At 69.1% G+C, this 12583-nt stretch carries 14 protein-coding genes; 5 read left to right on the forward strand and 9 right to left on the reverse strand.

The features are described from left to right. Nucleotides 1-42: 42 nt before the first annotated feature. The gene (locus KBZ33_RS08270) at nucleotides 43-924 is read left to right on the forward strand and encodes a hypothetical protein (protein WP_254952220.1); all 882 of its coding nucleotides are present in this window, start codon (nucleotides 43-45) and stop codon (nucleotides 922-924) included. A gap of 22 nt (nucleotides 925-946) precedes the next feature. Here the strand turns inward: KBZ33_RS08270 and gap are convergent, their stop codons facing one another. Next, a complete protein-coding gene (gap, locus tag KBZ33_RS08275) occupies nucleotides 947-1942 on the reverse strand; it encodes a type I glyceraldehyde-3-phosphate dehydrogenase (protein ID WP_254952219.1) in 996 nt (331 codons plus the stop codon). Nucleotides 1943-2320: 378 nt separating this feature from the next. After that, nucleotides 2321-3100, reverse strand: a complete 780-nt coding sequence (locus KBZ33_RS08280; RefSeq protein WP_254952217.1) for a hypothetical protein — start codon at nucleotides 3098-3100, stop codon at nucleotides 2321-2323. A 75-nt stretch (nucleotides 3101-3175) separates the two neighbouring features. Between KBZ33_RS08280 and KBZ33_RS08285 the strand changes: the two genes are divergently transcribed. The 4 genes from KBZ33_RS08285 to KBZ33_RS08300 all read left to right on the forward strand — a co-directional run bounded on the left by KBZ33_RS08285 (nucleotide 3176) and on the right by KBZ33_RS08300 (nucleotide 6056). Next, nucleotides 3176-3958 (forward strand): TerC family protein, encoded by a 783-nt coding sequence (locus KBZ33_RS08285; RefSeq protein WP_254952215.1) that lies wholly within the window; start codon nucleotides 3176-3178, stop codon nucleotides 3956-3958. Between the two features lie 13 nt (nucleotides 3959-3971). Then, a complete protein-coding gene (locus tag KBZ33_RS08290; RefSeq protein ID WP_254952214.1) occupies nucleotides 3972-4319 on the forward strand; it encodes a DUF6464 family protein in 348 nt (115 codons plus the stop codon). Between the two features lie 178 nt (nucleotides 4320-4497). Further along, nucleotides 4498-5754, forward strand: coding sequence for a DEAD/DEAH box helicase (locus KBZ33_RS08295; protein ID WP_254952213.1), 1257 nt, complete (start codon nucleotides 4498-4500; stop codon nucleotides 5752-5754). A gap of 92 nt (nucleotides 5755-5846) precedes the next feature. Next, nucleotides 5847-6056, forward strand: a complete 210-nt coding sequence (locus tag KBZ33_RS08300; protein WP_254952211.1) for a hypothetical protein — start codon at nucleotides 5847-5849, stop codon at nucleotides 6054-6056. A 37-nt stretch (nucleotides 6057-6093) separates the two neighbouring features. Here KBZ33_RS08300 and KBZ33_RS08305 read toward each other — a convergent pair whose 3' ends face one another. The 7 genes from KBZ33_RS08305 to KBZ33_RS08335 form a co-directional block, all read right to left on the reverse strand. After that, nucleotides 6094-6291: a hypothetical protein gene (locus KBZ33_RS08305; RefSeq protein WP_254952209.1), complete on the reverse strand. Its 198-nt coding sequence runs from the start codon at nucleotides 6289-6291 to the stop codon at nucleotides 6094-6096. A gap of 108 nt (nucleotides 6292-6399) precedes the next feature. Beyond that, nucleotides 6400-7431, reverse strand: a complete 1032-nt coding sequence (fmt, locus tag KBZ33_RS08310; RefSeq protein WP_254952207.1) for a methionyl-tRNA formyltransferase — start codon at nucleotides 7429-7431, stop codon at nucleotides 6400-6402. Next, a complete protein-coding gene (locus KBZ33_RS08315; RefSeq protein ID WP_254952206.1) occupies nucleotides 7428-8825 on the reverse strand; it encodes a TldD/PmbA family protein in 1398 nt (465 codons plus the stop codon). The genes fmt and KBZ33_RS08315 overlap by 4 nt, the downstream gene beginning before the upstream one ends. Before the next feature lie 2 nt (nucleotides 8826-8827). After that, complete coding sequence (locus tag KBZ33_RS08320) at nucleotides 8828-10198, reverse strand: TldD/PmbA family protein (protein WP_254952279.1); 1371 nt, start codon at nucleotides 10196-10198, stop codon at nucleotides 8828-8830. Nucleotides 10199-10328: 130 nt separating this feature from the next. Beyond that, a complete protein-coding gene (gene acsF / locus KBZ33_RS08325) occupies nucleotides 10329-11420 on the reverse strand; it encodes a magnesium-protoporphyrin IX monomethyl ester (oxidative) cyclase (protein ID WP_254952205.1) in 1092 nt (363 codons plus the stop codon). A gap of 117 nt (nucleotides 11421-11537) precedes the next feature. Continuing rightward, entirely contained in the window at nucleotides 11538-12002 is a 465-nt protein-coding gene (locus KBZ33_RS08330) for a DUF2996 domain-containing protein (RefSeq protein ID WP_254952204.1), read from the reverse strand. A 77-nt stretch (nucleotides 12003-12079) separates the two neighbouring features. Beyond that, on the reverse strand, nucleotides 12080-12577 hold the full coding sequence (locus KBZ33_RS08335) for a hypothetical protein (protein ID WP_254952202.1): 498 nt from the start codon (nucleotides 12575-12577) through the stop codon (nucleotides 12080-12082). Between the last annotated feature and the right edge of the window lie 6 nt (nucleotides 12578-12583).

Here is a 12583-nt window from a genome sequence, read left to right on the forward strand (position 1 = left end):
GCAACCCGTTTGCGTCCATGCTGGGAGTCGGTTCGCCCTGAGATGGCCCGCTTCCGCTGTCCCACCTGCCGTAGCCTGCCCCTGAGGCGGCAGCATCCCTTCACCGGGATCCCCCGTTGCGGGCGCTGCGGCGACCTGCTGGAGCCGAAGCCCCGCCACGGGCGCGCCTGGGGCCTGGCCCTGGGGGTGGCGGCCCTGGTTTTGGGGGGGGCTGCCTTCCCCGCCTTGCTGGAGCAGGTCGGCAGCCTGCCCGAGCAGGCCCCTGAGGTCACCACACGCCTGCTGGAGCGGTTCGAGCCGGCTCCAGATCCACGTCTGCGGCCGCGGGCCCTGCTCGAGGGCGGGCTGCTGGCCAGCCTCCAGGAGGCCGATCGGCAGTGGATTCCCACCGCCGAGCCCCTGGCGGGCGGTGGCACCCGCTTTCTCTACCGGCGTCGGGCCGGCGAACCCGAGCTGTCCGTGGACGAGCTGCAGGCCCTGATCGACTCCCCCCCCGACCACGGCGAGAAACTCCGGGCGATCGCCGACATGCTCAGCGTGCTGGAGCAGGTGGGGGTGCAGGTGCAGCTGGTGGAGCCCAGAAAGACCGGGGCCGCCGGGGAATGGGATCACGCCGCCCGCACCCTGCGGATCAAGCCCGCCGTGGTGGAGAAGGGAACGGTGGACTTCGCCCAGGTGCTCAACCACGAGGCGATCCACGTGGCCCAGAGCTGTGCGGCCGGCGGCCTGCGCGCCGTTCCCAGAACCCTCGGCCTGGGCCAGGAGGTCCCGCCGGAGCTGCAGGTCCATCTTGATGATCCCCTCTATGCCGGCGCCTCCGACTGGGAGAAGGCCCTGGAGAGGGAGGCCTACGCCAACCAGCGGCGGCTGGAGATCGGCGCCAGCCTGGTCCGCACCCATTGCCGAGCCCGCGCGGCGGGCTGACGGCAGATCCAGGCTCTGGAGTTCAGCCGGAGATGTGGGCGATGAGGTCGAGGCACTTGCTCGAATAGCCCCATTCGTTGTCGTACCAGGCCACCACCTTCACGAAGGTGTCGGTGAGGGCGATGCCGGCCGAAGCATCGAAGATCGAGGTGCAGGTCTCACCGATGAAGTCGGTGGAGACCACCGCATCCTCCGTATAGCCGAGGACGCCGGCCATCGGCCCGTCTGCGGCGGCCCGCATGGCGGCCTTGATGGCGTCATAGCTGGCCCCCCGCTCCAGATTCACGGTCAGATCCACCACGGACACGTTGGGGGTGGGGACCCGGAAGGCCATGCCGGTGAGCTTGCCACTCAAGGCCGGGATCACCTTGCCCACCGCCCTGGCCGCACCAGTGGACGAGGGAATGATGTTCTGGCCAGCACCGCGGCCGCCACGCCAGTCCTTGACCGAGGGGGCATCCACGGTCTTCTGCGTGGCCGTGGTGGCATGCACGGTGGTCATCAGGCCGTCGCGGATGCCGAAGTTGTCGTTGAGCACCTTGGCGATCGGCGCCAGGCAGTTGGTGGTGCAGGAGGCGTTGGAGACGATGGCCTGCCCCGCATAGGTGGTGTGGTTCACCCCCATCACGAACATCGGCGTGTCGTCCTTGGAGGGGGCCGACATCACCACCTTGGTGGCCCCGGCGCTGATGTGGGCCCTGGCCCGCTCGTCGGTGAGGAACAGGCCGGTGGATTCGAGCACCACGTCGGCACCGACGTCCCCCCAGTGCAGGGCGCCGGGATCCCGCTCCGCGGAGATGCGGATGCGACGGCCATTCACCACCAAGGCACCGTCAGCGACGGCCACCTCACCGGCGAAGCGGCCATGGGTGGAGTCGTAACGGAGCATGTAAGCGATGTAATCGACGTCGATCAGATCGTTGATGCCCACCACTTCGATGTCATCGCGTCCGCAGGCGATGCGGAAGACGAGGCGTCCGATGCGTCCAAAACCGTTGATGCCGATCCTGATGGTCACCGGTGCGTCTCCCGAGTCAGAACAGGAACTTCAGCGTGGCACAGGGCTGGTAACGGCAGCCTGACGACGGCTGACCATTGTCGCCAGATGAAACGGGCTCAGCTCTCGGCGGGCTGCTGGGTTTCACACCCCACCCCGATGAACCTTCATGCCCCGAACCATGGCCTACGGGGTGACGGTGCTGAACACAATTGGGACGCCGGCTGTCCTGCCACCGGCCTGGCTAGTCACCCTGATCAGCCCCCCCCTCGCCCTGGAATCCAGGTCTCTTGGCGATCGCGCAGCGCACTCCCCGCCGACATGGCCTATTTCCACCAGCTCAGTGAGGAAAGGGAGCAGACGCAGGCGCTGGAACCTTTCTTGAACCTGCGCTTGGGATTAGTCAGGGGCCCCGGAGTCCGCTGGCCCGTTGGCGCCGCCCAGCAGGGTTTCCTCCTCCAGGAGCATGTTGAAGCGCAGCAGATCAGCATCCTTGAGCTGCTGCCGGCTGCTCACGCCCAGATGCTTCTCCAGAAAGCCGCGACCCCTGCTGCCATCCCAGCCCAGCTGCTGCAGGAGCAGATTGCACTGGTCGAGCAGGTCGGCCCGGCGCAACGGCACGGCCGCCGTGGCCGGATCGCATCCGGGCTCAAGGACCTCGATCGCCTGCAGGTAGGCGATCAGATCGGCGTAAACGGTGATGCGGTCCCGGCTGGGGTGGCCGAAGGATCGCTGCAGATAGAGGGCTTCCCGGTCCCTGTCCCATCCCAACCGCCGCATCTGCAGATCCAGGTGGGTCAGTTCAGCACTCCAGTCCTGGGGATCCTCCGGTGCGGGCTGGGGCTCTGGAGAGGGCTGGGGCTCTGAAGGGGGTTCTGGCTGCAGCGATGTCTCCTGTTGTGGCAAGGGCTGGGGCTCTGGCGGAGCAGCCGGCGTTGCGGGCTCAGGGGCCGGCGGTGGCGACGGCCTGGAGGGCTGGGCCGGAGCCTGCCGCGGCGGACGCGGGGGGCTGGTGCTCTGCAGGCTGGCCAGAAGGCGTGCCCTGGCCCGGTCCTCCGCTTCCTCGGCATCGCCCGCCTCCCCCAGGGCGCTGCCCAGGAAGCGCTCCCCTTCCCGGGCCGAGACCAGCACGACCCGGCGCCCGCCCTCGCAGCGCAGCAACTGAACCTGAAGTTGCATGGGAAGTGTGAGGAGGGGCCGGCGGTCTTTCTAGAGTGCTTCTTTGAAGGCGCCAGGGCCGAGAGAACGCCAGGAATGGAAGTGGAAACGGTGGAGAGCCTCACGCCCCTGCTGCAGCAGGCGGACCAATGGGGGGAAGTGCTGCTGCTGTTGCCGCTGCTGGTCGGGCTCGAAGCGGTGCTCTCCGCCGACAACGCCATTGCCCTGGCCGCCATCTCCCGGCGGCTGCACGATCCGGCACGCCAACGCCAGGCCCTGAACCTCGGCCTGGTGCTGGCCCTGGTTTTTCGGCTGGCTCTGATCGCCCTGGCCAGCTATGTGCTCAATTTCTGGCCCCTGCAGCTGCTGGCTTCCGCCTATCTGCTCTGGCTCTGCGGCCGCCATCTGCTGGGTCAGGACGAGGCCAAGGACGACGTGGTGGAGACGAGCCTCTCCGCCCAGGCCCCGGGCTCCCAACCCCACGATCCCGGCCATCCCCACCACGGCGCCTCCCTGAGTTCGATCGTGGCCACCCTGGCCCTCACCGATCTGGCCTTCTCCCTCGACAGCGTCTCCGCGGCGGTGGCAGTCACCGACCGGCTCCCCCTGGTGATGGCGGGAGGCGTGATCGGCATCATCGCCCTGCGGCTAACCGCCGAATTGTTCCTGCGCTGGCTGGAAATCTTCCCCCATCTGGAAACCGCCGGCTACCTGGCGGTGGGTCTGGTGGGCCTGCGGCTGCTGCTGCGCCTGCTGCTGCCGGCGGTGGAGGTGCCGGAATGGGCCCTGCTGCTGGTGGTGGCGGCCCTGTTCGCCTGGGGTTTCTCGCTGCGCACAGCGGCCTCCCCCCTGCCCGAGCAGGGCAGCGGCGAGGCTTGAGGGTCAGCGAACGATGCGGATTGAACTGCGCCAGATCGACTCGGACAAGTTGATCACCAGCATCGAGATCGACAACCTCGGCGATGTCCCCCATCCCGGTCGCTGGCTGACCACGGGCGATCGGAGTTTTCTGGTGCTGCAGCGACGCCACCGTTACCGGCTGCGGCAGGGCCGCTACGAACTGGCGGCCGTGGCGCTGCAGGTCAAGTCCCAGCAGCAACCGGCCGATGCCCTCTGGTGGGACGGACGCTGGGTGATCGGCGATCCCCACTGCCGCTTCAACGCCCGCAGCCCGCTGCTGCGTTGTGCCGTCTTGCCTGAGGGACCCTGCGAGCGCTGCAGCCACCGCAGCCCACGCTGAGGCGGCCGCAGCACCCACCGGTCCTAGGCTGGTCCCAAGTCCGTTTCAGCGCCCGATCACCGCCCCTTCTTCCAGGCCCGAGGCCAAGGTCACCCGCAGCCGATCCAGCGGCAACGGCTCCGCCCCCGCCCCTGAACCGCTCACCCCCAGCCACACCGCCACCGGCCTGAATCCGCCGGTGGCCGGCCTGGCGACGGATTTTGCTGTGCTGGGCCTGTCGGAGCCGATCCTCAAGGCCGTGGCCGCCAAGGGCTACAGCAGCCCCTCGCCGATCCAGCTGCAGTGCATCCCGGCGGTGCTGGAGGGCCACGACGTGATGGCCGCCGCCCAGACGGGCACCGGCAAGACGGCCGGATTCACCCTGCCGATGCTGGAGCGGCTGCGCCACGGCCCCCACGCCCGGGCGGGTGTGGTGCGGGCCCTGGTGCTGACCCCTACCCGGGAGCTGGCCGCCCAGGTGGCCGAAAGCGTCACCGCCTACGGCCGCTACCTGGATCTGCGCTCCGATGTCGTCTTCGGCGGAGTCAGCGCCAACCCCCAGATGCAGCGGCTGCGCAAAGGCGCCGACGTGCTGGTGGCCACCCCCGGCCGGCTGATGGACCTGCATCAGCAGAACGCCCTGCGGCTCGACCGGGTCGAGATTCTGGTGCTGGATGAGGCCGACCGGATGCTCGACATGGGCTTCATCCGTGACATCCGCCGGATCCTGTCCCTGCTGCCGCCGAAGCGCCAGAACCTGCTGTTCTCCGCCACCTTCTCCAGCGAGATCCGCCGCCTGGCGACCGGCCTGCTGCACCAGCCGGTGCAGCTGCAGGCCAGCCCGGAGAACCAGGCCACCCCCCTGGTCGACCAGGTGATCCATCCCTGTGACATGGACCGCAAGGGGGATCTGCTCAGCCATCTGATTCGCAGCAATGACTGGCGCCAGGTGCTGGTGTTCTCGCGAACGAAACACGGCGCCAACCGACTGGCGGAGCGGCTCGAGAAGGAGGGCCTGGGGGCGGCAGCGATCCACGGCAACAAGAGCCAGGGGGCACGCACCCGGGCGCTGGCGGAGTTCAAGAGCGGCGAGGTGCGGGTGTTGGTCGCCACCGACATCGCTGCCCGCGGCATCGACATCCACCAACTGCCCCACGTGGTCAACCTCGACCTGCCCAACGTGGCCGAGGACTACGTGCACCGCATCGGCCGCACCGGCCGGGCGGGCCAGAACGGCCATGCCATTTCCCTGGTGGCAGCCGAGGAGCACGAGCTGCTGCGGGCCATCGAGCGCCTGGTCGGCTCCCCCCTGCCCCGCCAGGAGGTGTCGGGCTTCGAGCCCACCGTGCTCTCCGCCCCACCGCTGGATCTCAGCGGCGGCCGGGGCCGCAGGAGCCAGGGGCCGCGCCAGGGCCAGGGCCACGACCGGGGCCGGCGTCGCACCGGACCCCGCTGAACAGAGTCCAAGCCCCTGTCGCGGGAATGGCAGTGGTTGTGACAACCTCCGCTGCCGCCCTACGGTGAACTGAGGATCCGCCTCTTTCCCTCATGCCCTACGAACCCGGATCCACCCAGTGCCGCGTACTGATTGACTGCAAGGCCCAGATTGAGGCCATGCTCCTCTCCCTGGAGCGCATCGAGAACAGCCGCCACATCCGCGATCAGCTGGTCGCTGTCCACAACCAACTGGAAGGCCTGCACGAACTGCATCGCAGCCAGCCCGAAGAGCTCAGCTCCAACAGCGGGACTGCAGGCTGAGCTCGCCGTTCGGGCCGCTGTCCCATCCGCCCCTGTCTCATCCAACTCGGCTTGCCGCCTCCGACTGGGAGCGGGACTCCCATCCCTGGCAGGCCGCATAGGCGCCGGCCAGGGTCGGGCGCATCGCCCGCTCGCCGGGGCGGAGCTCGTGGCTCACCACATAGCACCCCAGCCGGTCCCGGAAGATCTGGCACCCCGAGCCGGTGCTGTTGACGAAGGAAAGTTCCGTGGCCATGACATCCGCACCCGTTCACTGGTTTTGGTCTAATGCCTGCATCACAGGTCCAACACTGAGACGTCCCTAAGGGAACAAAACGTCAACAATCCTTGCCGAAAGGGAGGCTCAGGGGGTATTTACACCGATTCGTTGGCCCGGAACCAATCCGAGCTGCTGGATCAGGGCCTGACCCTCGCTGGCTCGACGGCCCGGCAACTGGGCCTGACGCAGCAGCACAGGGCAGCCGCCGCTGGCCAGCACCAGTCCTTCTCCCTCCACCAGCTCAAGCACGGTGCCCGGGTCCACGGCTGGCGTGGCCTCCCCGCCCCAGCGGGCCGCCAGGGCCGCGCCCACCGGCGTGAGCTGGTCGGCCAGGCGGCTCACCAGGGGTTCGGTGGCGAGCAGCTTCAGGCGCTCGGCCCCCCAGGGACAGGACGCCTGAGGGAAGAGCCCCATCACCCGGCGATGAATGGACAGGGCGGGGGCGTCCCAGAGCACCAGGGTGTCCTCCTTGGTCAGTTGACGGGCATAGGTGGCGTCCTCGTCCTGCGGGCGGACCCCCAGACGGGCCAGGCGCTCCGCCTCCGGTCCGGGGCCCGCCGCCTGGATCCGCGGCAGGACCTCCACCAGCAGGTTGGCGGTGAGCTGGGCCAGCCGCTCGCCCAGCTGGCTGGCGTTCTGCAGCAGGGGGATGGGTAGGCGCCGCTCCAGCAGCACCGGGCCGGTGTCGAGGCCCTCCTCCATGGCCATGATGCCGACGCCGGTGTCGGCGTCCCCCTCCAGCAGGGCCCACTGGATCGGTGCGGCACCCCGCCAGCGGGGCAGAAGGGAACCATGGCCGTTCCAGCAGCCCAAGGGAGGCTGGGCCAGCACGGCCGGCGGCAGGATCTGGCCGAAGGCCACCACCACCGAAACATCGGCCCCCAGGGCCGCCAGCTCCTGCTGGCAGGCCAGATCACGGCGGATCCGCTCGGGGGTGAACACCGGCAGGCCCAGTTCCAGGGCCCGCTGCTTGACGGGCGAGGCCAGCAGGGACTTGCCCCGGCCGCGGCGGCGGTCGGGTTGGCTGACCACCCCGACCAGCTCATGGCCGGCCCGCTGCAGGGCGTCGAGGCTGGCCACGGCGTAGGCCGGGGTGCCCCAGAACAGGATCCTCAAGCGTCGCCAGTGATCGAGAGCCCCTCCACCCAGACGTGGGGGCAGAGGCCATCGGGGGTCACCTTGGCCGGACCCTCGAAGCCGAGGATGGCGTTGAGCAGGGTGCGGACGTCACCGGCCACCGTGGCCGCCTCGATCGAGCGGGGGACACCGTCCTGCACCAGCCAGCCGTCGAAGGGGAGGGAGAAAGAGCCCTGGCTGGCCTTGACCCCGGCATGGAGGGCCGAGAGGGAATCGATCACCACCAGTCCGCGATCATCGCCGCTGGCGCCGGGCGCGAAGCGATCCAGACCGGGGGCACCGCCGCCGCTGCCAGGGGTGGGGCCGATCTCGAACCAGTCGGGGCCCACCGAGACCTTGGCCCCGAGGCCCGCATGGCCGGTGGGGGACACTCCGAAGGCCCGAGCCGTGGCCTCGGAATGGAGGAAATGGCGCAGCACCCCGCCCTCAAGCAGCGCCAGACGACGGGTGGGGGTGCCCTCCCCGTCGAAGGCGGCCGCGCCCACGTTGGCCGGGTTCAGGCCGTTGTCGTGCAGGGACAGGAAGGGCACGGCCAGCTGCTCGCCGAGGGACTCGCGCCGGCTGAGGCTGACGCCATCGAGCACGGCACGGGCGTTGAACAGACTGCTGAAGGCGCCGATCAGATCGAGGAAGGCCTCGGGGCTGAAGACGCAGGTGTAGCGGCCGGTGGCGATGGGGGCGTAATCGAGGTGGGCGATGGTGCGCTCCGCCGCCTCCTGGATGCAGCCGGCCACGTCGAGGCCAGAGGCGCCGTAGGCCAGTCGCACCGCGCCGCTGCTGCGGGGCTTGCGGCCCGCCTGCTCGGCCCGGGCATAGAGGTAGAGGGAGGCGGTGCTGAGGCGCTGCTGGCGGCAGGCCCCGTCACTGTTGATGTAGAGCCGGTCGCTGCTGCGTTGGGCCAGGCCGTTGTAAGGAACCGTGCCGATGGCGGGATGGCGGCCAAGCAGGTCGCGCTCCGCGTCCCGCAAAGTGTCGAGCAGGGTGAGGATGCTCAGCGGGGTGCTGAGGGGCTGCTCCAGGACCGGCAGCGGGGCGGTGGCCAGGGGGGAGAAGTCGGGAATCTCATCGACGTTGCCGTAGGCACTGGCGTCGCGGGCGCCGGCCAGGGCCCGGGCCAGGCCGGCATCGGAGAGGTCGGAGGTGCTGGTGATGCCCACCAGACCGTCATCGTTCCAGACCCGCAGGGTGATGGCGCTGCGCTGGGCGCCCTTCATCTGCTTGGCCACGCCGCGGTCGACCTGCACGGAGGTGTCGGTGCTGCAGGAGGCGCCCAGGTCCCAGCGACGGACACCCTCGGCAAGGGCCAGGCTGGCGAGCCGTTGGCGCAGCACCTCGGCATCGAGGCTGGTGGTGAGAGATTCGTTGCTTGCCATGCTCAGCGTCCTCCCACGGTGATGGTGTCGACCTTGATGTGGGGCTGGCCCACGGTGACGAAGATGCTGCCGCTGACCGAGCCGCAGAAGCCAGCGGCCAGTTCGAGATCGTTGGCACACATCGAGATTCTGGGCATCACCTCCTTGGCGTCACCGATCAGGGTGGCGCCCTTCACCGGCCGGGTGAGGCTGCCGTTTTCGATCAGGTAGCCCTCCTCAACGGCGAAGTTGAACTGGCCCGTGGGGCCGACACTGCCACCGCCCATCGACTTGCAGTAGAGCCCCCGGTCGACGGAGGCGATCAGCTGCTCCGGGGTGTGGGGGCCAGCGGCGATGAAGGTGTTGCGCATGCGGCTGGCGGCGGCGAAGGCATGGCTCTGGCGGCGGCCACTGCCGGTGCGGGGATGGCCGGTACGGCGTTCGCCGGCCCGGTCGCTGAGGAAGCGCTGCAGGATGCCGTTCTCGATCAGCACCGTGCGCTGGGGTTCCATGCCCTCATCGTCCATCGCCAGGGAGCCGAAGGCGCCAGCGGTGAGGCCCTCGTCGATGGCGGTGAGGGAGGGGTGGGCGATGGGCTGGCCCACCATCTCGGCGAAGGGGGTGGTGGCCCGCTCCACCTGGGTGGTTTCCAGCAGGTGGCCGCAGGCTTCGTGGAAGATCACACCGCCGAAACGGTTGGCCAGCACAACCGGAAACTGGCCGGCCTCGACGTAGTCGGCCCGCAGCATGGTACCGGCGCTGGAGCAGACATCGACGGCGGCGGCTTCCGCATCCCACTGGCGCAGGTCGTCGGGGCTGTCGGAGGTGCCGTAGCGCCTTCCCAGGCTGGCCCTGTGGTCACCGTCGGCGGCCAGCACATTCAGGCCCACCGACTGGTGCAGGCGCACGTCGCGGGCGAAGGTGCCATCACTGGCCGCCACCAGCACCTCCTGCCAGTCGCGGGCATAACTGCCCCGGCGCACCTGCAGATGCTGGCCGTGGGCCTGGAGCCGGTCGGTGCCTTCCAGCAGCCGGCCCGTGGCTTCAGCCAGGGAAGGGCAGGACGGTAGCCAGCCCTCCTTGGTGACGCCGAAGTCCCGCAGTTGCGGCAGGCCATCGAAACTGCCACCGGCCTGTCGTGGCAACACCAGCCCCAGCATGCCGAGCGCCTGCTCCAGGGCGGCCCGCAGGCCGGCGGCGCTCAGATCATTGGTGGATACAAAGCCGTCCCGATCACCCAGAAACACCCGCAGGCCCGCCCCGGCGCCAAAGGCGGGGCTGACACTGGTGATGGCATCCTGCTCGGCGAGCAGGCCGAGGTGGTCGGAACGCTCCAGGAACACCTCGACAAGATCGGCGCCCGCCGATCGGCCACAGGCCAGCAGGGGTTCCAGAACGGAACGCCAGGCTGGATCCCCGAGGGCCGCCGGAGAAGCGGACCGCTCGGTGGCGGCAACGGCGCCGGTGGGAGGGGAGACGACCAAGCGGCAAAAAGAAGAACTGGGCCGATTCTGGCGGGTCGGCTCAGCGCACGGCGGGCTGGAAGCGCTCGCTGCGGATCGGCGCCATCAGGAACAGGCGGGCCATCTGGACGCCGTTGCCGATCCAATGGGGAAGCTTGCGCAGGGCCCGCACCGGCGCCGGGCCGCCAGAACGGTCGGCCCGATCCAGGGCGGCGTTGTTCTGCACAAGCTTCTCCAGCCGTTCGTAGAACTCGGGGTGCTCGACGTTGAGCACCACGGGAAACACCCGGGCGGAGGTTTCGTTGGTCTTGGCGATCACGTACTTGTCGTAGGTGCGGGCATCGAGCCCGAGGGCCTCGTAGAACTCCTTGCGGGCCACGTCGCGCACATACATGGTGGCGAACACGGCCAGCAGGAAAAAGCGGCACCAGAGGCGGGCCGTGAAGCCGCGCACTGTGGCCGGCTGGGCTTTCATCAGGGCATCGAAGAAATCGCCGTGGCGGTTCTCGTCCTGACACCAGTTCTCGAAGAAGTTGAAGATCGGGAAGATCTTGCTTTCGGGGTGCTGCTCCAGATGGCGGTAGATGGCGATGTAGCGCCAGTAACCGATCTTCTCGGAGAGGTAGGTGGCGTAGAAGATGAACTTGGGCTGGAAGTGGGTGTAGGCCTTGCTGGCCGTCAGGAAGCCCAGATCAAGCTGGAGGCCGAAGTCGGCCATGGACTTGTTGAGAAAGCCAGCGTGGCGGGCCTCATCGCGGGCCATGTGGGCGAAGCATTCCGCCAGCAGGGGGTTGCGCTCCTTGATGCGACGGCTGAGTTCCTTGTAGAGCAGGAAACCGGAGAATTCCGAGGTGCAGCTCTGCTCCAGGAACTCGACGAACACCCGGCGCGTCTCCGGGTCGAGCTTGTCGGCGGCGCCTTCGAACTGGGCGTCACGGACGAAGTGGTGGCGGTTGTAGTCCTTGCGGAACTCCTCGCAGATGGCCTCCAGTTCCACTTCGTTGGGCCGCAGATCCATCGCCGCCATGGCGTCGAAATCCGTGGTGTAGAAGCGAGGGGTAAGGATTGTGTCCTTGACCGGGTCCTTGATGGCCGGGGCATCAGGGCTGCCCACCCGGGGGGCGGTGGGGGCTTGGGTGGTGGGAGGCACCATCGCGCTGGACGTTCAGAGAGCTCGGCCGTCATCGTAGGCATCGATCCCGGCCATCGGCCCGGTTGTGAAGCCATGGATGCGAAGCCGTGGATGTGAAGCCAGCGGGGGTTCGGAAGCTCAGTTGGGGCCGAGCCACTTCTGGCCATTGAGGCGTTGCACGACCCGGGACACCAGCAGCTGGAGCGTCATCTTCTTCTCGTCGATCAGGAACGACTCCAGCAGGCTGGGGCTCCCCCCCCCCTCCGTCAGGGCGATGGTCTTGGCGGAGCTGATGTCCGGCTGGGTGAAACAGAGCCAGAAACGCCGCTCGCCGGGAAGCCGGCCGCGGACCATCCAGCAGTCCGCCCCCACCACGGGCATGGCGCCCTGCTCAAAGACCAGCTCGGGGGAGGGTCCGCCGTAGGCCTCGATCTCCTTGGTCAGGGCCGGCAACAGCCATTCCGGCACGAAGGCATCGAAGGGCTTGTCTTCAGGGGCGGGGGGCTTCGGCTTCGGCTGTGTGGCCTTCGCTTCCGGTTGGGCGCTCTTCGCCTCCGGCGGGGTAGCGACAGGGTCGGGTGTGTTGCTGGGGGTCTCGGTCACCGGAGCGATCCCTGGGCGCGATGGTGCGGGAACTTTAGGCAGCGTCCTCAGGCCTCAGGTGTGCGCGCAAACGGGACTCACCACTCCTCGCCATCGCTCTCCCCCCAGTCCTCCTCAGTGGTGGCCACGGCCGCAGGCCGCGACGCCGCCGCGGCGGGTTCAGGACGGAAGGGCCTGGGAGCGCCGCCCTCGGGGCGGTGCAGCACGCGGTAGGGCACCGAAACCGTTGGGGCAGGCTCGCCGGGGGCACGGCTGGGGCCGGCAGGAGTCTGGGAGGCAGGGGCGACGGTGGTTGCAGCTGCGGGCGTGGATGGCGTTTCGGCGCTGTCGCCACCCCACGGGGGCGTCCAGGCGTGGCGCGGCCGCTCCCCCTGGCGCAGGGCCAGGGCCGTGGCGCTGGCGCTGAGGGCCGCGCCACCCCCGGCGGCGATCGCCATCCACAGGCCGATGGGGAGGGAAGGGGTCTGCCAGGTGAGCAACCGCAGGGCCACCGAAGGGCTCGGGTTGAGGGCCGCCACCAGGACCGTCACCAGCAGGGGGGACAGCAGGGGCAGCAGCAACAGGCGGTGCAACACGGTCCA

This window comes from Cyanobium sp. Cruz-8D1 (assembly GCF_024345975.1).
Classification (GTDB): domain Bacteria; phylum Cyanobacteriota; class Cyanobacteriia; order PCC-6307; family Cyanobiaceae; genus Cyanobium.

Coding starts and splice junctions, on each gene's coding strand:
- KBZ33_RS08270 (WP_254952220.1), top strand. CDS start 43: ATGGCCCGCTTCCGCTGTCCCACCTGCCGTAGCCTGCCCCTGAGGCGG.
- KBZ33_RS08280 (WP_254952217.1), bottom strand. CDS start 3,100: ATGCAACTTCAGGTTCAGTTGCTGCGCTGCGAGGGCGGGCGCCGGGTC.
- KBZ33_RS08285 (WP_254952215.1), top strand. CDS start 3,176: ATGGAAGTGGAAACGGTGGAGAGCCTCACGCCCCTGCTGCAGCAGGCG.
- KBZ33_RS08290 (WP_254952214.1), top strand. CDS start 3,972: ATGCGGATTGAACTGCGCCAGATCGACTCGGACAAGTTGATCACCAGC.
- KBZ33_RS08300 (WP_254952211.1), top strand. CDS start 5,847: ATGCCCTACGAACCCGGATCCACCCAGTGCCGCGTACTGATTGACTGC.
- KBZ33_RS08305 (WP_254952209.1), bottom strand. CDS start 6,291: ATGGCCACGGAACTTTCCTTCGTCAACAGCACCGGCTCGGGGTGCCAG.
- KBZ33_RS08315 (WP_254952206.1), bottom strand. CDS start 8,825: ATGGCAAGCAACGAATCTCTCACCACCAGCCTCGATGCCGAGGTGCTG.
- acsF (WP_254952205.1), bottom strand. CDS start 11,420: ATGGTGCCTCCCACCACCCAAGCCCCCACCGCCCCCCGGGTGGGCAGC.